Source organism: Liquorilactobacillus satsumensis (genome assembly GCF_964065465.1).
Lineage (GTDB): Bacteria > Bacillota > Bacilli > Lactobacillales > Lactobacillaceae > Liquorilactobacillus > Liquorilactobacillus satsumensis.
In genome coordinates, this window is the sequence record NZ_OZ061606.1 from 2,527,982 (window position 1) to 2,547,331 (window position 19,350).

Annotated in this window: 20 protein-coding genes; 12 read left to right on the plus strand and 8 right to left on the minus strand. The window is 40.1% G+C overall.

Going from position 1 to position 19,350, the window contains the following annotated elements:
- The first annotated feature begins 12 nt into the window (after window positions 1-12).
- From rpsA to AB3Y88_RS11880, 3 genes are all read left to right on the plus strand, one after another.
- On the plus strand, window positions 13-1,221 hold the full coding sequence (rpsA, locus tag AB3Y88_RS11870) for a 30S ribosomal protein S1 (RefSeq protein ID WP_056960315.1): 1,209 nt from the start codon (window positions 13-15) through the stop codon (window positions 1,219-1,221).
- A gap of 111 nt (window positions 1,222-1,332) precedes the next feature.
- Window positions 1,333-2,643 carry a ribosome biogenesis GTPase Der gene (der, locus tag AB3Y88_RS11875; RefSeq protein WP_056960317.1) on the plus strand — a complete coding sequence of 437 codons (1,311 nt, stop codon included), beginning with the start codon at window positions 1,333-1,335 and terminating at the stop codon, window positions 2,641-2,643.
- A 250-nt stretch (window positions 2,644-2,893) separates the two neighbouring features.
- Window positions 2,894-3,169: an HU family DNA-binding protein gene (locus AB3Y88_RS11880; protein WP_056960319.1), complete on the plus strand. Its 276-nt coding sequence runs from the start codon at window positions 2,894-2,896 to the stop codon at window positions 3,167-3,169.
- Window positions 3,170-3,544: 375 nt separating this feature from the next.
- On the opposite strand, the gene AB3Y88_RS11885 is transcribed toward AB3Y88_RS11880, so the two are convergent.
- A complete protein-coding gene (locus tag AB3Y88_RS11885; RefSeq protein WP_054756538.1) occupies window positions 3,545-3,880 on the minus strand; it encodes a hypothetical protein in 336 nt (111 codons plus the stop codon).
- 389 nt (window positions 3,881-4,269) lie between these two features.
- On the minus strand, window positions 4,270-4,479 hold the full coding sequence (locus AB3Y88_RS11890) for a hypothetical protein (protein ID WP_054756540.1): 210 nt from the start codon (window positions 4,477-4,479) through the stop codon (window positions 4,270-4,272).
- Window positions 4,480-4,826: 347 nt separating this feature from the next.
- Here AB3Y88_RS11890 and AB3Y88_RS11895 point away from each other — a divergent pair, with 347 nt between their 5' ends.
- Window positions 4,827-6,092: a lipopolysaccharide assembly protein LapB gene (locus AB3Y88_RS11895; protein ID WP_228887907.1), complete on the plus strand. Its 1,266-nt coding sequence runs from the start codon at window positions 4,827-4,829 to the stop codon at window positions 6,090-6,092.
- A gap of 152 nt (window positions 6,093-6,244) precedes the next feature.
- Here AB3Y88_RS11895 and AB3Y88_RS11900 read toward each other — a convergent pair whose 3' ends face one another.
- The 3 genes from AB3Y88_RS11900 to AB3Y88_RS11910 form a co-directional block, all read right to left on the minus strand.
- Entirely contained in the window at window positions 6,245-6,454 is a 210-nt protein-coding gene (locus AB3Y88_RS11900; RefSeq protein ID WP_056960324.1) for a hypothetical protein, read from the minus strand.
- A gap of 177 nt (window positions 6,455-6,631) precedes the next feature.
- Window positions 6,632-6,850, minus strand: a complete 219-nt coding sequence (locus tag AB3Y88_RS11905; RefSeq protein WP_054756546.1) for a hypothetical protein — start codon at window positions 6,848-6,850, stop codon at window positions 6,632-6,634.
- 262 nt (window positions 6,851-7,112) lie between these two features.
- Complete coding sequence (locus AB3Y88_RS11910) at window positions 7,113-7,997, minus strand: LysR family transcriptional regulator (RefSeq protein ID WP_228887908.1); 885 nt, start codon at window positions 7,995-7,997, stop codon at window positions 7,113-7,115.
- A 124-nt stretch (window positions 7,998-8,121) separates the two neighbouring features.
- Here AB3Y88_RS11910 and AB3Y88_RS11915 point away from each other — a divergent pair, with 124 nt between their 5' ends.
- Entirely contained in the window at window positions 8,122-9,060 is a 939-nt protein-coding gene (locus AB3Y88_RS11915; RefSeq protein ID WP_228887909.1) for an NAD(P)H-binding protein, read from the plus strand.
- A gap of 281 nt (window positions 9,061-9,341) precedes the next feature.
- Here AB3Y88_RS11915 and AB3Y88_RS11920 read toward each other — a convergent pair whose 3' ends face one another.
- The 3 genes from AB3Y88_RS11920 to AB3Y88_RS11930 form a co-directional block, all read right to left on the minus strand.
- Entirely contained in the window at window positions 9,342-10,340 is a 999-nt protein-coding gene (locus tag AB3Y88_RS11920) for a choloylglycine hydrolase family protein (RefSeq protein WP_056960329.1), read from the minus strand.
- A 128-nt stretch (window positions 10,341-10,468) separates the two neighbouring features.
- Window positions 10,469-10,732, minus strand: a complete 264-nt coding sequence (locus AB3Y88_RS11925) for a hypothetical protein (RefSeq protein WP_054756555.1) — start codon at window positions 10,730-10,732, stop codon at window positions 10,469-10,471.
- Window positions 10,733-11,015: 283 nt separating this feature from the next.
- A complete protein-coding gene (locus tag AB3Y88_RS11930) occupies window positions 11,016-11,918 on the minus strand; it encodes a YitT family protein (protein ID WP_056960332.1) in 903 nt (300 codons plus the stop codon).
- Window positions 11,919-12,088: 170 nt separating this feature from the next.
- Here AB3Y88_RS11930 and dapB point away from each other — a divergent pair, with 170 nt between their 5' ends.
- From dapB to AB3Y88_RS11965, 7 genes are all read left to right on the plus strand, one after another.
- On the plus strand, window positions 12,089-12,877 hold the full coding sequence (gene dapB / locus AB3Y88_RS11935; protein WP_056960366.1) for a 4-hydroxy-tetrahydrodipicolinate reductase: 789 nt from the start codon (window positions 12,089-12,091) through the stop codon (window positions 12,875-12,877).
- Window positions 12,874-14,091, plus strand: coding sequence for a CCA tRNA nucleotidyltransferase (locus AB3Y88_RS11940; RefSeq protein ID WP_228887910.1), 1,218 nt, complete (start codon window positions 12,874-12,876; stop codon window positions 14,089-14,091). Before dapB ends, AB3Y88_RS11940 begins: the two co-directional genes overlap by 4 nt.
- A gap of 12 nt (window positions 14,092-14,103) precedes the next feature.
- Window positions 14,104-15,996 (plus strand): ABC-F family ATP-binding cassette domain-containing protein, encoded by a 1,893-nt coding sequence (locus AB3Y88_RS11945; RefSeq protein WP_228887911.1) that lies wholly within the window; start codon window positions 14,104-14,106, stop codon window positions 15,994-15,996.
- Between the two features lie 16 nt (window positions 15,997-16,012).
- Window positions 16,013-16,969: a thymidylate synthase gene (locus tag AB3Y88_RS11950; RefSeq protein ID WP_056960338.1), complete on the plus strand. Its 957-nt coding sequence runs from the start codon at window positions 16,013-16,015 to the stop codon at window positions 16,967-16,969.
- A 19-nt stretch (window positions 16,970-16,988) separates the two neighbouring features.
- Window positions 16,989-17,489 (plus strand): dihydrofolate reductase, encoded by a 501-nt coding sequence (locus AB3Y88_RS11955; RefSeq protein WP_054756558.1) that lies wholly within the window; start codon window positions 16,989-16,991, stop codon window positions 17,487-17,489.
- 306 nt (window positions 17,490-17,795) lie between these two features.
- Window positions 17,796-18,728: an SGNH/GDSL hydrolase family protein gene (locus AB3Y88_RS11960; RefSeq protein ID WP_228887912.1), complete on the plus strand. Its 933-nt coding sequence runs from the start codon at window positions 17,796-17,798 to the stop codon at window positions 18,726-18,728.
- Window positions 18,725-19,348 (plus strand): YpmS family protein, encoded by a 624-nt coding sequence (locus tag AB3Y88_RS11965; protein WP_367293436.1) that lies wholly within the window; start codon window positions 18,725-18,727, stop codon window positions 19,346-19,348. Before AB3Y88_RS11960 ends, AB3Y88_RS11965 begins: the two co-directional genes overlap by 4 nt.
- The last annotated feature ends 2 nt before the right edge of the window (window positions 19,349-19,350 follow it).

The following is a 19,350-nucleotide window of genomic DNA, read 5'->3' on the forward strand; positions in this document are numbered from 1 at the left end:
AGGACATTGTCCATGAGTGAAGCAGAATCAAACAAAGATTTATTAGAGGCGCTCAATAGCGTCAACGAGGTTAAGATCGGTGATGTTGTCAAGGGGGAAGTTTTGGCCATTGACGATGCAAAACAAGTGATCGTTGGAATTGAAGGAACCGGTGTCGAAGGCGTAGTGCCTTTTAAGGAAATCAGTGTTAAGGCCGATGAAAACGTTGAAGAAAATGTTAAGGTTGGAGACGTATTGGACTTAGTAGTGATTTCACGGATTGGTTCTGACAAAGAAGGCGGAAGTTACCTACTTTCGCAGCGTCGACTAAAGGCACGTAAAGTTTGGGATGAGATTGAAGACAAGTTCAAAGCTGAAGAAACAATTACAGCACCTGTTACACAAGTTGTAAAGGGTGGCTTAGTTGTTGATGCAGGCGTACGTGGCTTTATCCCGGCTTCGATGGTTGATGATCGTTTTGTTGAAGATCTGAGTCAATACAAGGGTCAGACACTTGAACTTAAGATTATTGAAATTGAGCCAAGTGAGAACCGGTTAATTCTTTCGCATAAAGAAATTGTGCGCAAGGAACGTGAAGCAAAGAAAGCTGAGACTCTTTCCCAATTAGTTGTGGGGGATGTTGTTGAAGGCAAAGTTGCGCGTTTGACCAGTTTTGGTGCTTTTGTTGATCTAGGTGGCGTTGATGGCTTAGTACACGTCTCAGAAATTTCATATGAACGTGTTGGCAAACCTGCTGATGTGCTAAAGGTTGGCGAAACAGTTAAAGTTAAGATTCTTGCAGTTGATAAAGATAAAGAACGTATTTCATTATCAATTAAGCAAACCTTACCGCAACCTTGGGATGATTTAGCAGAAAAAGTCGCTGAAGGCGATGTACTTGAAGGAACTGTTAAACGTCTGACCAGCTTTGGTGCTTTTGTTGAAGTCTTCCCAGGAGTTGAAGGTTTGGTTCATATTTCCCAGATCTCACATAAGCACATTGCAACTCCAAATGAAGTTTTAAGTTCTGGTGAAAAAATCAAAGTGAAGGTGCTTAGTGTTCATCCTCAAGAACATCGTTTGGCACTTTCAATCAAGGCACTCGAAGAAAAACCAAGTGCTGGAAGTGAAGTTAAGAAGGAAGCTGAGAAACCTTCAAAGGTTGACATTCCTGAAGAAAGCACCGGATTCACCTTGGGTGATCTTGTTGGTGATTTGAAGGATAAAGACGAAGATAAGTAATTCTTCTACTATGTTATTCAGAATGACCCGAAAGATAAGCTGCTTTTGGGTCATTTTTTATGATTTCAGTTGGTAGATGAACTTGAATAATTTTGAAAGAGGGTGTAAATATTGGCTAATCCAGTTGTTGCAATTGTGGGTCGCCCTAATGTTGGCAAGTCAACCGTTTTTAATCGGATTGCTGGAGAAAGAATCTCTATCGTTGAAGATGTTCCAGGAGTGACTCGTGATCGTATTTATGCTCACAGTGAATGGCTGGGACAGAAATTCAGCTTGATTGACACGGGCGGGATTGACACAGGCGAAGAGGAATTTTTGACTCAAATTACCGAGCAAGCAGAAATTGCGATTGATGAAGCAGATGTTATTGTTTTTGTTGTGAGTGTACGCGAAGGTGTCACTGATGCAGACGAAAAAGTCGCCAAAATTCTTTATCGTTCAGATAAGCCCGTCGTGGTGGCTGTTAATAAGGTTGATAATCCAGAGTTAAGAAGTGAAATCTTTGATTTTTATGCGCTTGGTTTTGGTGAACCAGTTCCCATTTCCAGTACGCACGGTATTGGGATTGGGGATCTACTTGATCAGGTGTGCCGTTCTTTTCCTAATACGGGTGCAGAAATTGAAGATCATACAACCCGTTTTAGTCTGATTGGGCGTCCTAACGTTGGTAAATCATCATTGGTAAATGCCATTTTGGGTGAAAATCGTGTAATTGTTTCTAGCGTGGAAGGGACAACCCGCGATGCGATTGATACTCCTTTTATCTCCGCTAATGGTGATGAATTTACAGTTATTGACACTGCCGGAATCAGAAAAAAAGGAAAGGTTTATGAAAATACTGAAAAGTATGCGGTTCTAAGGGCATTGCGCGCGATTGATCGTTCGGATGTTGTTTTAGTTGTTCTCAATGCTGAAGAAGGAATCCGCGAGCAGGATAAAAAGGTTGCGGGTTATGCGCATGAGGCTGGACGCGGGATTATTATTTTAGTCAACAAATGGGATACTGTTAAAAAGACTAATCACACGATGCAGGAATTTGAAGAGCTGATCCGACAAGAATTTCAGTATCTTAGTTATGCGCCAATCATTTTTGTTTCGGCACGGACTAAGCAGCGTCTTGATCAGTTGCCACAATTGATCAAACGAATCAATGAAAATCATCAACGCCGTATTCCATCAGCTGTCTTGAACGATGTTGTGATGGATGCAATTGCACGGAACCCAACGCCGACCGATAATGGTAAGCGCCTGCGCATTTACTATACGACACAGGTTGCAATTAAACCGCCAACTTTTGTTGTTTTTGTAAATGATCCTGAACTGATGCATTTCTCCTATGCACGTTTTTTGGAGAATCAAATTCGTGAAGCCTTTGATTTTACGGGGACGCCGCTTCATTTGATAGAGCGTAAGCGTAAATAGTTTAAAAATAATGTCCAATGTGTTAAGCTAATTTTTTACCCTGAAAAAAAGCGTTTTTTTACGCGGAAAATTTAGTTCAAAAAACTAAAAAAAGGGTTAAAAACCTTGTCAGATTAGGCTTTATATGCTATCTTATTAACAGAGATAATGATTTTGTTAGTCATTGTTTCATCATTTTGATTCAGTCAAAATGACTGTTGACAGATATTTGTTATCTGTGTCTATTTCTTCATTTGAGGAGGTGAAACACATGGCAAACAAAGCACAATTAATCGAAACAGTTGCTACAAAAACTGGCTTGACAAAGAAAGATGCAACAACTGCTGTTGATGCAGTTTTTGAAACAATCCAAGCTACATTAGCAAAGGGCGAAAAGGTCCAACTTATTGGTTTTGGTAACTTTGAAGTACGTGACCGTGCAGCTCGTAAGGGCCGTAACCCACAAACAGGTAAAGAAATTCAAATTCCTGCAAGCAAAGTACCTGCATTTAAACCAGGTAAGGCCTTAAAGGATGCTGTTAAATAAAACCGTTCTTTATCCGTCTTAAGTCGGAACAAAACGTTCTGATGATACATTTGTAAAGTCTGATAAGTCAGCGTAAAACGTTGATTTATCAGCTTTTTCTTTTATTTTAATTCTATTAAGCTGAGCAAGAATGATATTTTGGGAAATGCAGTTTGAGGTTGTTTTTCTGGAGTGATCTGCAGGTAGAGTTTGTTTTTGCAAATATAAAAAGCTTGCAGGTTATATTTTTGATATGAAGATAGTAGTGAATATTTTTTCTAAAAAAGCTTGTTGAAAAGCATAAATTCATTTATAATACATTTGGGAGTTTAACTCCCCACAGTATTCCATAGGCGCATTCTTGGCTCTTTTGAGCTAGGAATGTGTTTTATTTTGTTAATATGAATTCATAAGTGAAGCGAAGATTGAGGCAAAGAACAAGAGATAAAGAACAAAAATAACAACTGCAATAATAAATTGTACAAGACCAGCCCGATTCCAAGTCGCTTGAACAGCTTTAAAGGTCTCAATGTCCTTATAATCTCCATTTTGCCAAGCCCATTCGTTTCCTTTGAAACCGCATACGAATATCCAGACAAGATTAAATACCGGAATTAAACATAAGAGTGGCAGGTATGTCTTATTGCCGATTCCCCAAAAAATATTATACATGAAGGCACCCCAATTCCACCCTTTGATCTGAGCAGGTACGGTTTTGCTATTTTCTTGCATAATTACTCCCCCTATATGAAGTCAGCTTTTAGCGTCATCAGTATTTGGACTACATGAGCCTTGAATAATTTAAATATAACATAATGCCAAGTAATTAAAACTATTTAGCTTAGGACCAATTTGGCAGACTTTGAAAATTTTTTTCTGAGCGAGCTCAAAAGCTTAGGTGGATTTAGGCACAAAAAATGGCGTAACAAAAAAGAGAGTGTGACATAAGTCGGGAAAATGTGAGTGCTAACTCGAAATTATGAACATAGGGAGTACTTTGCTATGAGTAATTCGAAGTTAGACGGAGAATTTTGACTTCTGGAACACGTTTATCCGGAATGAAAGAGGGACTGTGACAAAATTTAAATTTTGTCACAGCCCCTTATTAAGTAAAAAATTGATTAATTTTTAGTTCCGTTCCCAGCTGGTGATCCAGTAGGTTTTTTACCGTTGGGCATTCCACCACCTTTTTGTTTCATCGTCTTGCTTAAATTGGCTTGAGCGCTATTGTGACCTAAAAAATAGCCTGCAGCGCCGCTAGCTCCCATCAAAATAACAGCTGCAATAACTGTCAGAATTATTTTTTTAAATGCATTGTTTTCTTTTGACATGCTTTATCCTCCTTTAAACTAGCAACTATTTTATAATATTATGTTTTAGTTTTTTAGAAGATAGATTGGCTTTTTAGCTAACAAAGTGTGAACAAGAAAAAGCCAGAATGCATGGAATTTGTAAAAGATAAACCAAGAGCTTAGGTGACCCGAGCCAAAAACGTGGTGACAAGCATTACACAATACTATACTTTAAAAAAATAATATGGTACAATCATTGCCATTGAGGCATTTAGCGGCTACTTAAAAAATTAAAGAGTCAGGGCTTAAAGTCCGGCTTTTTTGTGCATGTTAACGGAATGTTTGCTTGGCGGCTTACTAAAATATTATTCTTAAAAGGAGTTTATATGAATCATTCATTGAAAACAATTGAGTTGCTCAAAAACGGAAAGTTGACTGCTGCGAGGCAGGAATTTGGACAGGCTTTGCAACAAGACACCCCGGATGACCTTTATCACTTAGCAGAAGAGTTGTACTTGTTGGGATTTTCTGATCTGGCTGCACAAGCATACAAAAACTTATTGCAAAAATTTCCAGATGAAGATTTGTTGAAGGTTGCACTTGCTGACCTTGCAGTTGATCAAGGGAAAGATGATGAGGCTTTGAATTATTTGGCGGCTATTCAACCTACTTCTGATGCCTATCTCAATGCACTGTTAGTGGCAGCTGACTTATATCAAACACAGGGACTCTTTGAAGTTAGCGAACAAAAATTGCTTGCGGCTCAAAGAATTGCACCTACAGAAGAAGCTGTGACGTTTGGGCTTGCCGAACTTTATTTCAATATGAAAGAGTACCATAAAGCACTGAAGCTGTACCTGCAGTTAGTAAAAGAGGGAAGTGCAACAGTTGCTGGGGTGCATCTTGTAAAACGGTTAGCACAGGTTTCTGCTGCTGCTGGGAAGCTGGAACAAGCTTTGGGGTACTTCGAGCAGGTTTCTGAAGCTGATTTTGATCCAGACACTCGTTTTCAGTTAGCGTTTACGCAGTTTCAACTTAAAGATTACGAGGGTGCAATTAAGAACTTTAAAAAACTTGCGGCAGCTCAAAGCGACTACACGACGCTTTATCCATACTTAGGAAGGGCGTACGAAGAGCAGGGGTTGCTCCAAGAAGCACTTGAGGCGTTCAAGCAAGGCCTACGCTATGATGAGTACAACATTAAGCTTTACCAAGAAGCAAGCAATGTTTCACTAAAGCTGCAACAACCGCAAGCAGCAGCAGACTATTTAAAAAAAGCGCTTGAGCTGGAGCCGGATAACCTAACTTTAGTAATTGAACTGAGTAACCTATTACTTAGCCGTCAGCGCTACCAAGAGACCATTGACTTTTTGAGTATGTTTTTGCAAGCAGATGAGGTTGATCCGCAGCTTTACTGGAATATGGGGCAAGCTTATAATGCACTTGAAAAAGAACAAGATGCCTTTGCGAATTATCAGGCAGCGGCAGCTTCATTTAATGACAATCCTGACTTTCTTAGAGAATTTGCATTTGTTAGTCGCGCCGCTGGTCATTTAAAGAAAGCTCAGGAAAATGTTGTAGCTTATCTCAAAATCGTTCCTAATGATCTTGAAATGCAGGATCTTAAAGATGAGCTTTTTTCTCAATTTTAAAAAGTGAGTCTCCATTTTTTCGAAGTTAAACGGAGAATTTTGACTTATGGAACACGTTTATCCGGAATAAAAGAGGGGCTGTGACAAAATTTGACTTTTGTCACAGTCCCCTTTTATTTAGTGCACGTGGTTTTTGAGCTGCTTAAGGTCAATTAATGCAGATTTTTTTGGTAAACTTGGTACAACAAACAGCGCAAAAATTCGTTTCTGTCTATATAATTTTCAAGTTCCTCAAGTACTCTAAGCATCGCAAGGTCATCTTCAACAGAATCTGGTCCCCCGGCAGCCTGTTGCTGTTCTTTAATAGCTTCTTCCAGACATGTTTCTAATCTATACATGAAGTACGTTAAATCTTTATCCATTCTGCTTCCCCCGAATTTAAATAATTATTACTTGAATATTATTTTTAGATAAACATAACCAAAATAGTTTTCAAGAAACGTTGTCTAGCAAGGATTCACAGAAAGCTCAGCAGCGCATGCCTTAGATCATAAAACAGCAGCAAAGATTTTGACTAAAAGCAGTTAGAATAAGAAATGTTATTCCAACTTGTGGCGATATGTGTTGAAGAGATTTTCTAACAGTGCTTCGTTTTTTGTAATGAATGTGTTTAATTCTGAAATTACAGCGATCATTGCAATGTCATCATCATAGGCTTCTTCAGACTGCGAAATATCATACTGATTTTGCTCCGCTTCGTGAAACCATTCTCCAAGTCTCTGGACGAAATCTAAAAAATCTGGATCATATTCTTTCATTTTCACGCATCCTTTTATTTAATTGTTGCAAGATCCGTATCGATTTTGTGCGGGATCCTTAATCAAAGAAGGGACAGTCGCTTATTAACTCAATCGTTAAAAAAGACTCAAAGTTTTAGTCTTTTGTGTGAATTGAGTGAGCTGTTTTTGACCGCTTCTATTATATATACCAGCATAATGCAAAATGACTTTTAAAGATAGTCCCGATGTGACCACCCAGAAATAGCACATGCAATGTTTAGTAAATGCTTATACAAGCGGATTACTTATTAGCAAATGTTTTTTTGATAGCGGAACTTAACAGGGTACACAGTTCACTAGATTGTCGCTTCTTAAATTCTACAAATTTATAACTGTCGAAGGGTTGGGTCGTTGGTCGTAATTTAATTTCTGGGAAAAATGGTTGCTTGTCCCAGAAATCTGGAAAAAAGGCGAAGCATTGATCAGTGGCGACAGCCAATAACAGTGCGGGTAGTGTTTCATATTGTTTAAAGGATTTGAAAAGGTATCCACTTGCTTGGGCTTTTGCATTTAACCAGCGTTTAGCATTTAACGAGGTTGGTTGACTATAATAGCCACAAGTTTGATTTTGCAGCGCACTAGGATCAAGCACTTTAGCGTGACTTAAAGAGCTAGTGCAGGAGATTCCGACTAAATAATTAGATTGATGCAAAGTTGTCATCTCTAGGTTGGGAAGAGGCGGCAGATTGCCAAAAGAATAGGCAAGGTCAATGATATTATGACTAACGCCTTGTGCAAGCTGTTCGATGCTGCGTTGTGTAAAGTTAAAAGTGATTTTATGATGTTGACGAAATTCATTTAAAAGTGGTGTCAGCAACCAACTTTCGTATAAACTAGAAAAACCAATTGTTAGTTGAGGCTGTGAATCTTTATACAAATGTTGTCCGCTTTTAATGGCATTTTCATAGTCGAGTGCAATAAAACGCGCGTTTTCATAGAAATTGCGTCCAGCTTGGGTGAGTTCAAGCGAATTATAGCGGCGTTTGAAGAGTGGAAATCCAATTTTTTCTTCAAGGTTGGCGATGGCTTTACTGACTGCAGTAGTTGAAATAAAAAAATGTGCAGCTGTCTTAGTAAAGCTTAAATTTTGAGCTGCGTAAAGAAAGTACTTAAGCTTGTCATCCATGGTATTCCTCCTTGGTTAACTATAAGTTAAACTTCTCCCTAAAACGGAAGGCTGCTTATTTAAGTAAGCATGCTATAATCGGGTGGTAAAGATTGTGAAAAAAATATCAAAGGAGTGCTTGATTATGGGTAAGTATATTGTAACAGGTGTCGATGGTAATTTTGGGGCGCGCGTAGCTGAAAGAGTACAAGCGTTAGTCCCACACAATGAATTGTTGTTTACGGCTCCAAAAGCAGCAGGCTTGACTAAGTATAAAGAAAGCGGAATTGAAACGGCGGTTGCTAACTTCAATGATGTTGCAGGGTTAACTAAAATTTTTGCTAATGCAGATAAGCTGCTTTTGATTTCGATGCCCTTTGTGGGTGAAAAACGACAGCGGGCACACAAAAATGTAATTGATGCTTGTGTTGCAGGCAATGTTAAACAGCTTATTTATACTTCGCTAGTTAATGCAACTGATCCAAGCAATCCAAGCATTGAAAAAATCGATCATGCGTGGACCGAATCGTATATTGAAAACACCAAACTAGATTATGTTTTTTTACGTAATTCGCAATACGCCGAGGCAATGATTACGAACTATTTTGCGATGTTGGAGACTGGAGTATTGAGTAATAATCAGGGTACTGGAAAGATGGCTTATATCTCGCGTGCGGATTGTGCTATAGCGGCTGCAGCAGTACTTGCTAATCCGTATCTGCACCGTGAAATTTTAAATATTAACGGCCCAGAACTACTCACTATTTCTGAATTTATTAAGATCGGAAATGCAGTCACCGGTAACCAGGTCAAGTATCAAGAGATCTCTGATGAAGAGGATTACGCGCTTTTTGATAAAATGGGAGTGCCACGGACAACAGACGGACAATTCAAAAAAGGGTCAAGCGCACCATTTTCTTCAGAAGGAATGGTGACCTTTGGAAAAGCAATTCGTTTGGGAAAAATGGCAACACACACTGACGATTTTCAAGTTTTAACTGGGACCAAAGGGCGAACAGTGCGCTACATGTTTGAGCATGCAGCGGATTTTCAGATTAAAGAGCGTCATTCAGTTGATCAGTGATTTGTTAAAGAAAAAAGCTCACTAGTAAACATTAAGAGAGTGTGACTTAAGTCGGGGAAATTGAGTGCTAACTCGAAATTACGAACATAGCGAGTGCTTTGCTATGAGTAATTCAAAGTTAGACGGAGAATTTTGACTTATGGAACACGTTTATCCGGAATAAAAGAGGGGCGGTGACAAAATTTAACTTTTGTCACAGTCCCTTAACTCATTTGGGTAGCATTTTAACATTTATAAAATAATTTGCATGAAAACGATTGGTTTTTCAGCCAGAATTGTCCTTAATTTAATTCATGCAGATCTTCATGATTATTTATTTTGAAGATTTTGTAATCCTTTTCCAGCAGCAAAGGAGCTAAAGAAATCTTGTTGATTCTTTGATTAAAGTATGTCGAGAAGTAAAAAGAAAGCGACTCTGCACACATATAAGCCGTATAGCAGGTATAATCTTGGGTGCCGCGTTCGGTAACGACTGCACCTTGCGGAATACTGACTGCTTCTAGAATGTGATGTAAGAGTGAAATACCCGCAATTTCATTAGCAGCTTGAGTGGCTGCATTTTTCAAAAAGGCCACCCGGATAAAGCGCGCAGGCGGGGTGTAGTCACCTGGCAGGCCAAACGTACCGGATCCTTGGCTAAAGGGAAAGAGTGTCTTATTCAAGAACTTAACCGGAGCATGTTGCTGTGCAGTGACAGTCAGATAATTTCGCAAATTATTTTCATGCCACCGATAATCTGGGCTGTTGGTCATTACACCAATCGAATCTTCAATCAGCTGTACGCCATCTGCCCGCGGTTCAACAATTAGACTGGCACCACTTTGGTCACTGAAAATATAGTGCAAAGGCGGAACAGTCCCAATCGTTGCATTTTCTTGCGCTACAATGTTAAGTGAATTTTTAAAGAGAGTGGCTGCTTCTGTGAGGTTTGCAGCTGTTGCAAGGACAGTTGCGATCACCTTATCCGGTGAAACGTTAGTCCGCTCAGGCATCATTTTTTGGCTGTAATGTGCATAGCGTGGGAAGTAGAGTGTTGCACCCATCAGTCCCTTTTCATTGAGTCCATCAAAGAGGATGGGAGCATGATCATTCAACTGACCAATTCCCATGTTTGCATATTTTGCAGTGATCTTTGCAGCACTCGTATAGTTTGTCTTAAAACTTTTGCCCCGCGGAACAAAAATAACTTCCTCTGCCATTTCAATAGTAAAATCCATGGTACGTGCCAAGAGATGTTTATGATCTTGTGTGTTCAACGTTAAACTGCTGCATCCAATCATTCTTGTAGCCCCCTAATTTATTAACTACATTATAGCGCGACCTAACTTTAGTTTGTAATAATCGCACTGCTGCGTTGTGGAACGGAGCCAAATATTAAAGTTTGACTTGCTTTTTCCATTTATAAGAATCAGCTTTTTGAAGAGAGCTTTTCAATAATACGGTTATTTTGCGAAATAATGACCCAATTTTGTTCAACGACCGCACGCAAATAATTGGCAGTTGCTTTTTCTGCAACAAAATCACTTGAAATTATTTTTTTACTATTTTTAAGCAATTGTTCACCCTCAAGTTCACTTAAAATTGCTTTGACTTGCCAAAGTGTATCAGGATCTAAATTGGTCAAGCCGCGATCTTCCAAAATATGATCCAATTTGCGGTTGTTAAGTGCCATCTTTTGACCTTCTTTCACAGTTTATTTACACCATTTTAGCACAAAAATAAAAACTATTCTCATTTAAAGGCAGCTGTAGCAGAAGTAAAATTATTAAAAAAATTCCAACAAAAAGCGGCTGGAATTACCATCAGCAAACAGCATGTTAAGAGACAAAAAATTTAACCACAAAAAAAGACTAGGCGTTATCATAACCTAGCCAACAGTAGTGCTATCCTCAAAATATCACTTTTTAAATTTTTTTGTCAGTTTTTTGCTCATTTGAAAAACGTTTCGAGCATCTTTAATACGTTTTTTTCGACTTGCCGCCGAGGTTTAACTTTCTCTTTGGTGCATCATAAGAAAAACCTTCACCAAGCACCTCATTGACACTCAGAATTGATACAAAAGCACGTTGATCCCAATCACTGACAATGTGCTTGAGCAACATTAATTCACTGGGGCTGACAACACAGTAGATTGCTTGATACTCTTTTTTAGAATAACCGCCCATTGCATGCAGGTAACTGACGCCTCTGCCTAAGTGCTGCATGATATCCTGCGCAATCTGCTCATGTTGTGCACTGATAATAATAACACCGCGTGCGGCGTAGGCTCCTTCGAGTGTAAAGGTGACAATTTTTGAAAAAACATATGAGGCCAACAAGGTGTACATCATTCTGCGCAGATCGACGTAGCTCAAGGAAGCACTTAAGACAACTGCATCTAGCGTCAACAGTGTCTTACCCATTGAAATTCCCTGATTTTTCTCGAAAATACGTGCAACAATATCAGTTCCACCAGTTGTTCCACCAAAGCGGTAAACAATCCCAGAGCCAGTTCCGCCGAGTAATCCAGCCAGCAGACCTGCGATGAAGAGATCGTGATGGATATTGATTTGAATTGGAATTCGCTGCCAGAACCAAATAAAAAAAGAAAGTGAGAGGGTTCCAAAAAGAGTGTAAATAAGTGCAGTTCTGCCTAGATAACGATAGCCAATCACAATTAGCGGTAGATTAAGGATGATGGTGGATAATGCAGGGTCAATCTGAAGCCAATAACGGATAATCAAAGTAATTCCTGTAATTCCGCCTTCAGCCAGCTTGTTTGCAATGTTGATTTTCACAAGTCCAAATGCATATAGGGCACATCCTAGTGAAATCATCACGAAGTCCACCCAGCGGACCTTGGTATTGGTTTGATACATGAGTTTTCCTCCCGTGCGTCTTTTTAAAGAACTTCCTGCAAAAGCATAACACAATTTTTAGGCAGTGGGGTCGAATCCTATTTGTTTTTCGTTTCTTTAGAAGATGATGCAAGAGATAAAACAATCTGTTAGAATAAAATGGAAAAGCTAACAGGAAAAGGATGGTTGTTATGATAAAAGTTATTGTTGCAGGATTCAAAGGCAGAATGGGTAAAACGACGGTTCAGATGGTCAATGAAAATCAGGATTTTGAATTAGCTGCTGTTTATGATCCAAGAGCGACAGAAAGCAACCTCAATGAGATTAATGAGTATCAAGCACTGGATGTGCCAGTTTACAGCGAATTGCAGCAGATTAAAAGCGCAGGGCTGGATGTGTGGGTTGATTTTACTTCACCAGCGTCAGTTTTTGCTAACGTTAAATTTGCGCTTGAACAAAGGATTTCCCCAGTTATTGGGACGACTGGTTTGACAGATGAGCAGGTAGGTGAGTTGCAGCGTCTTGCTAAGGAGAAAAAAGTCGGGGGGTTGATCGCACCGAACTTCGGAATCTCTGCGGTACTTTTGATGCAATTTGCACAACAAGCGGCAAAATACCTGCCGGATGTTGAGATTATTGAAATGCATCACAACAATAAACTGGATGCTCCAAGCGGGACCGCCTTGAATACCGCTAAAATGATCGCTAAGGTCCGCAAAGAAAAAGTGCAGGGCAACCCAGATGAAAAAGAAACATTGCCAGGTGCGCGTGGAGCTGATTATCAAGGGATGAAGATTCATAGTGTTCGGCTGCCCGGGTATGTGGCACATGAACAAGTTCTTTTTGGTGGACTTGGTGAGGCTTTAACAATCAGACAGGATTCATTCGATCGGATCTCATTTATGTCTGGAGTGGCAGTTGCGATTTCTAAGATCAAAAATTATGACGAACTTTTTGTAGGGCTTGAGCATATCCTATGAGAATTCAAAAACTGCCGCATCAGTTTCAAAGTGCTAAGGTAATTTTACAAAGGATCCAGGACGCTGGATTTGAAGCTTACTTTGTGGGAGGATGCGTGCGGGACACGCTTTTAGGAGTGCCACTGCATGACGTTGACATTGCAACAAGTGCTTACCCACAGGAGGTTAAGCAGCTCTTTAAGAAAACGATCGACACTGGCATTGAGCATGGAACGGTGACGGTAATGGACCACGGGCGTGCATATGAAATCACGACTTTTAGAACAGAATCAGCGTATCAGGATTTTCGTCGTCCGGATAAAGTTGAATTTGTCAGGTCCTTAGCAGAGGATCTTAAAAGACGTGACCTTACAATTAATGCTTTGGCTATGGATGTGAATGGTCAGGTTATTGATCTTTTTGCTGGATTAGCGGATCTGAAAAACAGAGTGATTCGAGCAGTTGGTGATCCACATGAACGGTTCCATGAGGACGCCTTGCGCATGATGCGCACAGTCCGTTTTGCTAGTAAGTTGGACTTTAAGGTCGAGGACAGTACATTAGCAGCGATCGCAGAAAATGCTGAACTATTGCAAAAAATCGCGGTTGAACGTATTTACGTAGAATGGACAAAACTGTTGCTGGGCAAAAATCCCCAACGTGGCCTAGCTGCTTTTTTTAAAACAGGCTTGTATCAATATTGTCCTTTGTTTTTTGATAAGGGAAAGGTTTTAAAGCAGTTGTTGCAGTTTCCAGCGTTTACGCTACAAACAGAAGAAGGGGCTTGGACACTTTTTTGCTTCTTAAGCGGGTTATCGCTTCGAACCGCAACTAAACTCTTAAAAGCTTGGAAGAGTTCAAACGAGATGCTCAAAACTGTTCAAAAAACTTTGCGGATTTTGCAGATTGAACAGGAAAAGAAGTTGACATCCTGGGATGAATATCAAGCTGGCCTAGATTGTTTGCTTTATGCAAATGAAGCCGCAACTGTGATGGGTAAAGGAAAAAATGCTGCTGCAATTGCGCAGCATTATGAACGGCTGCCGATTAAAACAAGGCATGAATTAGCAATTAATGGCGGCGATTTACTACACTTTTTAGCAATTAAGCCCAGTCCGTATATTGGACAACTGCTTGATCAGCTTGAACGCGCGGTTGTTTCGGGTCAGCTTCCCAATGAACGACAGGTACTATTGCAGGCTGCCGCGACCGCACAGCAAAATCATTTGGAGTGAAAGAGTGGCAATATGCAAACATTAAGAGTTGAAGAGCTTAGTAAAACTTATGGTGAAAAAACACTATTTAAAAATTTAAATTTTATGATTAATGAACACGATCGCATTGGTTTGATTGGAACGAATGGCTCCGGAAAGACATCTTTACTCAATGTGTTGACCGGTGTTGATTCACCTGACAGCGGTCAATTGATTACACCGCACGATTATCGTATCAGTTATTTGAAACAGACTCCTGAACTTGATGAACAGGCGACCATAATTACAGCGGTTTTTGAAGGTGCTGCACCTGTTTTCCAAACAATTCGGAATTATGAAGAAGCATTGCAAGAATATGGCGAAAATCCCGAAGATCAAAAAGTCCAGCAGAGGTACGTGCGCGCTGAAGAGAATATGAATCGCGAAAACGCATGGAGTGCCGAAAGTGATGTTAAAACGATTTTGTCGCAACTGCATTTGACACAGCTTGAGCAAAAAGTAGGAACTCTTTCTGGAGGTCAGAAAAAACGTGTCGGCTTGGCCCAGGTTCTGATTCAGGCGCCCGATCTGCTGGTGTTGGACGAACCAACTAACCATTTGGACTTTGATTCGATTAATTGGCTGCAGGACTATTTGGCCGCTTATCAGGGTGCACTGTTAGTCGTTACGCATGATCGCTATTTTTTGGATCAGGTTGCAACGCAAATTATGGAATTGTCTTTTGGGAAACTATATACGTATCCGGGAAATTATCAAGACTTTGTGGAACAAAAAGCAAAGCGGGTAACTTTAGAAGAAGAAGCTGCGCATAAACAACAGCAGCTTTATAAAAAAGAACTTGCGTGGATGCACACGGGAGCTAAGGCTAGAACTACGAAACAACAGGCGCGTATCAACAGCTTTAATGAATTAAAACGTGATTTGCATGAGCCACAACAAGAAGGACAGGTTGACATTAGTCTAAAGCAGCAAAGGCTTGGGAAAAAGGTCATTGAAATCAAAAATGGGACGCTCAAAGTGGCCCAACACCAAATTATTAAAGATTTCAATCTTTTAGTACAAGCTAACAGCCGCATAGGCATTACTGGTGCAAATGGGGCTGGCAAAACGAGTTTCTTAAATGTCTGTGCGGGTTTGTTACCTTTGAATAGCGGTGTAATTGAGCTTGGGCAGACCGTGAAGTTGGCATATTACAAGCAGCAAATGGAGCCGATTCCGGGTGATCAGCGCATGATTAGTTATTTAAACGACTATGCTCAAAATGTAGTTGATCGCTTTGGTCAGCACATTAGTACGACGCAATTACTGGAACAATTCCTTTTTCCACGTTTTATGCATGGAATCTTGATTCGTAAGCTTTCTGGGGGTGAGAAGCGTAGACTTTATTTATTAAAGTTGCTCATGAGTAGCCCAAACGTATTGCTTTTGGATGAACCTACAAATGATCTTGACATTGCAACGCTGACTGTCTTAGAGGATTATTTAGCAACCTTTAATGGTGCTGTGATCACCGTTTCGCATGACCGCTATTTCTTGGATAAGGTGGCCCAACAACTATTAATTTTCTCCGGAAAGGGCAAGATTGAACAGTATACTGGCCGTTTCAGTAACTATTTACAAGAGCATCAGGACTTTGAAAAACACCAGTCTGTTAATAAAAAAGAACAGCCTACGCAGCAAAAAGAACTACATGCAAGTCAGAAAAAGACAAAGTTAACCTATGCTGAAAAAATTGAGTTGAAAGCGATTGAAGAAGTCATTGACCGCTTGGAACAAGAAAAGCAACAACTGGTACAGCAGATGGCAGCACTCCCAGGTAGTAATTATACACAACTCGGTGATCTGCAACGTCAAGTAGAGCAGGCTGATCAAAAAATCGAAGCAAAGATGAATCGCTGGGATTACCTTAGCCAATTTGAAGAATAAAGAGAGGGGCTTTAAAATGGCAATTTTGGAGACGCCATATTTACAACTTGCACGCACAATTCTTGAAAGAGGGCATGTTAAAGGTGACCGGACCGGAACCGGAACCCGCAGCCTGTTTGGATATCAAATGCGTTTTGATCTCAGCAAAGGTTTTCCTTTGCTAACAACTAAGAAAGTTGCATTTGGACTAATTAAGAGTGAACTACTCTGGTTCTTACGTGGCGACACAAATATTCGTTATCTATTACAACATAACAACCATATTTGGGATGAGTGGGCTTTTAAGAATTGGGTAGAAAGTAGCGCATATACTGGACCTGAGATGCACGATTTTGGTCACCGTGCGTTAAAAGATGCTGCTTTTGCGGCCGAGTACCAAAAACAAAAACAAGATTTTTGTGCACGTATTTTAGCGGACCCTTCTTTTGCAGCGAAGTATGGTGAATTAGGGGATGTCTATGGGGCTCAGTGGCGCCACTGGAAGACACGTAAGGGTGAGACGATTGATCAAATTCAAAATGTGATTACAAATATTAAACAGAATCCTAATTCGCGCCGTTTGATAGTGACTGCCTGGAATCCTGAAGATGTGCCGGCTAGTGCGCTGCCACCATGTCACACGCTTTTTCAGTTTTACGTTGTTGATGGTAAATTGAGCTGTCAGCTATATCAAAGAAGTGCAGATGTTTTTTTGGGAGTCCCGTTTAACATTGCAAGTTATGCACTGCTCACCCATTTAATTGCCCGTCAAACCGGTTTAGAAGTCGGCGAATTTGTCCACACTTTGGGCGATGCGCATCTTTATAATAATCATTTGGAACAGATTAAAAAGCAACTTGGTAGAGCGCCTAAAGAAGCTCCGACTTTGTGGCTGAATCCTGAAAAAAAGAATGTTTTTGCTTTTGAAATGGAAGATATTAAAGTTTTAAACTACAATCCACATCCGGGGATTAAGGCACCAGTTTCGGTTTAAATGTTTAAGGAGGATCAAGATGTTAGCTTATATTTGGGCTGAGGATCGTAAGCATCAGATCGGTGTAGCAGGACACCTTCCCTGGCAGTTGCCAGCGGATCTTGCGTATTTTAAAAAAACTACAGCGCAGCATCCGATTGTGATGGGACGCAAGACTTTTGCAAGCCTGCCTGGAGTTTTGCCACATAGACATCACTATGTATTAACACGTTCTGCGGCATTTGCCGATAAATACGCAGAAAATGCTCAGGTGACAGTTGTGCATACCCTGGCGGATTTACGGCGTTTGTTAGCCACAGAAACGCAACTAATTTTTATTATCGGAGGGGCTTCCTTATTCGCAGCATTTGCTGATGAGGTTGATTATCTTTATGTAACAGAAATTGACGCTGAATTTACCGCAGATACTAAAATGCCGGAATTAAAGATGGCTGATTTTGAATTGATTTCAGCAACTCAAGGACTAGTTGATCATCAGAACCCTTATGCCCATAGCTTTAAAGTGTATCGCAGAAAATAGTTACTGAATAAGAGGAGACGCAGCGTCAGTTGGAAATTGCGCACCAAAAATACGAATTACAGGCATAATTAGTTGTGGAGTATGCATAATTTGGACTTAAAGTGAGGAGTTTGATGACGCGACCTCCTCTTTTTTTGCTCAAAATTATAAAAAGCAGCCTGGATTTACGCAATAAAATAAGGAATTGCTAAGTTTTTTCTAAACAGCAGACCAGCATGCAAACCTTGTTGATTTTTGGTATACTTGTAGCGTTTATAAAAAGTTTGAGGCCATAAAATAAAAGTCACAGATAGGGAAGGAATGTGCGTGAAAGTTATTAAAAAAACACTGATTTTTTGGAGCGTGTTACTGGTTCTCACAGGACTCGTATATGCAGGACTTATTTTTTTAACAGCAGCACCACATACGGAAAACCAGCAAACCAGCTCAAGTGCGCAAAAGGTGGTCAAAAAGCAGCAGCTTAAGCTGGTAGCTGTGGGTGATTCTTTGACACAGGGTGTGGGAGATCCTACTGCAACAGGCGGATATGTCAGCCTGATTAAACAAAAACTGCAGACAAAGCAAAACATTCAAGTTTCAACACAGAATTTTGGAAAAGCTGGGGATCGCAGCGATCAAATTTTAGCACGGCTTGAGCAACAAAAAAAGATGCAGCAGCAGTTGCGAAGAGCCGATGTGATTGTCATGACTGTTGGCGGTAATGATTTGATGCAGGTTTTACAACGTAATTTTTCCTTACTGACTTCAGATCAGTTGGCAAGTGCCTTGCCTAGTGCAGAAAAAACCTATACACAAAAGATTTCACAGCTTTTAACAAAGATTCGTAGCTATAATCAACAGGCGCCGATTTTTTTGTTTAGTGTTTATAACCCTTTCTATGTTTATTTTCCGACGTTAACTAAACTGCAGCAATATACAACTGAGTGGAATAAGGTAACTGTTGCAACTGCTGCGCAGCAAAGTAGAGTTTACCCCATTAATATTGAAAAGAAGCTTTCAGAAGGTCAGTATTTAGGGAAGACGCAGCAATTGAAAAAGACCACGTTGACAGATCTAAATACTGTCAACACAACACGGCTTGATAAAATATTGCAGAATCAAAAAGAAAAAAACAATTATTTGTCAGCTGCAGATCATTTTCATCCAAACTTGCGGGGGTATATGTATATGACTGATCAGCTTTATACAACGATGCTTAAGCATAAAGCGACTTGGTTGAATAAGGAGGGGGCTAAATGATTCGCAAAAGAACGCATGCACCAGATAAACAAAGACCAAATTATTGGAAGTGGGCATTTGGACTCTTGTTGGCATTGGTACTGGGATCTGGTTTGTTCTTAGTACACCAAGCGACCACCACGACCACGGTGCAAAAACAAGTGACGACACAAAAGTTTACAGGTAGATTTACAACGCTTAATGTACGAATGAATAAAGAGCAGTTAAATGGGGTCGTTAACCATTATCTGACACAGCAGCAGAAGGGAAAGAAAATCAAGTATTTCTTTAATGTTGGCCAATCAGTGGCACTCGTGGGAACAACTAAGATTCTAGGGCAAAATGTTTCATTTTCACTGTATACACGTCCGACAGTTACGGCAGGCGGCAACATTGTTTTGCATGCCAAGTCTGTCGCAATTGGTTCACTGAATGTTCCACCATCCTTTATTTTAAATTATGTTAAAAATAATTATAATTTAGGCAAATGGATGACAATTAACAGTCGAGCTAAGACAATTACGCTGCATCTTAGCGAAGTTTCATTGAAGCAAAGTGTCCGTATTCGAGCTCAAAAAATAGATCTGCAAAAAGACGATTTTCGCTTTCGCGTGGATATTCCGCTTGAATCAGCACAGTGAAA

What these genes read in the sequence shown, in the direction of transcription:
- rpsA (WP_056960315.1), top strand. Translation starts at nt 13, where the DNA reads ATGAGTGAAGCAGAATCAAACAAAGATTTATTAGAGGCGCTCAATAGC.
- AB3Y88_RS11880 (WP_056960319.1), top strand. Translation starts at nt 2,894, where the DNA reads ATGGCAAACAAAGCACAATTAATCGAAACAGTTGCTACAAAAACTGGC.
- AB3Y88_RS11885 (WP_054756538.1), bottom strand. Translation starts at nt 3,880, where the DNA reads ATGCAAGAAAATAGCAAAACCGTACCTGCTCAGATCAAAGGGTGGAAT.
- AB3Y88_RS11890 (WP_054756540.1), bottom strand. Translation starts at nt 4,479, where the DNA reads ATGTCAAAAGAAAACAATGCATTTAAAAAAATAATTCTGACAGTTATT.
- AB3Y88_RS11895 (WP_228887907.1), top strand. Translation starts at nt 4,827, where the DNA reads ATGAATCATTCATTGAAAACAATTGAGTTGCTCAAAAACGGAAAGTTG.
- AB3Y88_RS11900 (WP_056960324.1), bottom strand. Translation starts at nt 6,454, where the DNA reads ATGGATAAAGATTTAACGTACTTCATGTATAGATTAGAAACATGTCTG.
- AB3Y88_RS11905 (WP_054756546.1), bottom strand. Translation starts at nt 6,850, where the DNA reads ATGAAAGAATATGATCCAGATTTTTTAGATTTCGTCCAGAGACTTGGA.
- AB3Y88_RS11910 (WP_228887908.1), bottom strand. Translation starts at nt 7,997, where the DNA reads ATGGATGACAAGCTTAAGTACTTTCTTTACGCAGCTCAAAATTTAAGC.
- AB3Y88_RS11915 (WP_228887909.1), top strand. Translation starts at nt 8,122, where the DNA reads ATGGGTAAGTATATTGTAACAGGTGTCGATGGTAATTTTGGGGCGCGC.
- AB3Y88_RS11920 (WP_056960329.1), bottom strand. Translation starts at nt 10,340, where the DNA reads ATGATTGGATGCAGCAGTTTAACGTTGAACACACAAGATCATAAACAT.
- AB3Y88_RS11925 (WP_054756555.1), bottom strand. Translation starts at nt 10,732, where the DNA reads ATGGCACTTAACAACCGCAAATTGGATCATATTTTGGAAGATCGCGGC.
- AB3Y88_RS11930 (WP_056960332.1), bottom strand. Translation starts at nt 11,918, where the DNA reads ATGTATCAAACCAATACCAAGGTCCGCTGGGTGGACTTCGTGATGATT.
- dapB (WP_056960366.1), top strand. Translation starts at nt 12,089, where the DNA reads ATGATAAAAGTTATTGTTGCAGGATTCAAAGGCAGAATGGGTAAAACG.
- AB3Y88_RS11940 (WP_228887910.1), top strand. Translation starts at nt 12,874, where the DNA reads ATGAGAATTCAAAAACTGCCGCATCAGTTTCAAAGTGCTAAGGTAATT.
- AB3Y88_RS11945 (WP_228887911.1), top strand. Translation starts at nt 14,104, where the DNA reads ATGCAAACATTAAGAGTTGAAGAGCTTAGTAAAACTTATGGTGAAAAA.
- AB3Y88_RS11950 (WP_056960338.1), top strand. Translation starts at nt 16,013, where the DNA reads ATGGCAATTTTGGAGACGCCATATTTACAACTTGCACGCACAATTCTT.
- AB3Y88_RS11955 (WP_054756558.1), top strand. Translation starts at nt 16,989, where the DNA reads ATGTTAGCTTATATTTGGGCTGAGGATCGTAAGCATCAGATCGGTGTA.
- AB3Y88_RS11965 (WP_367293436.1), top strand. Translation starts at nt 18,725, where the DNA reads ATGATTCGCAAAAGAACGCATGCACCAGATAAACAAAGACCAAATTAT.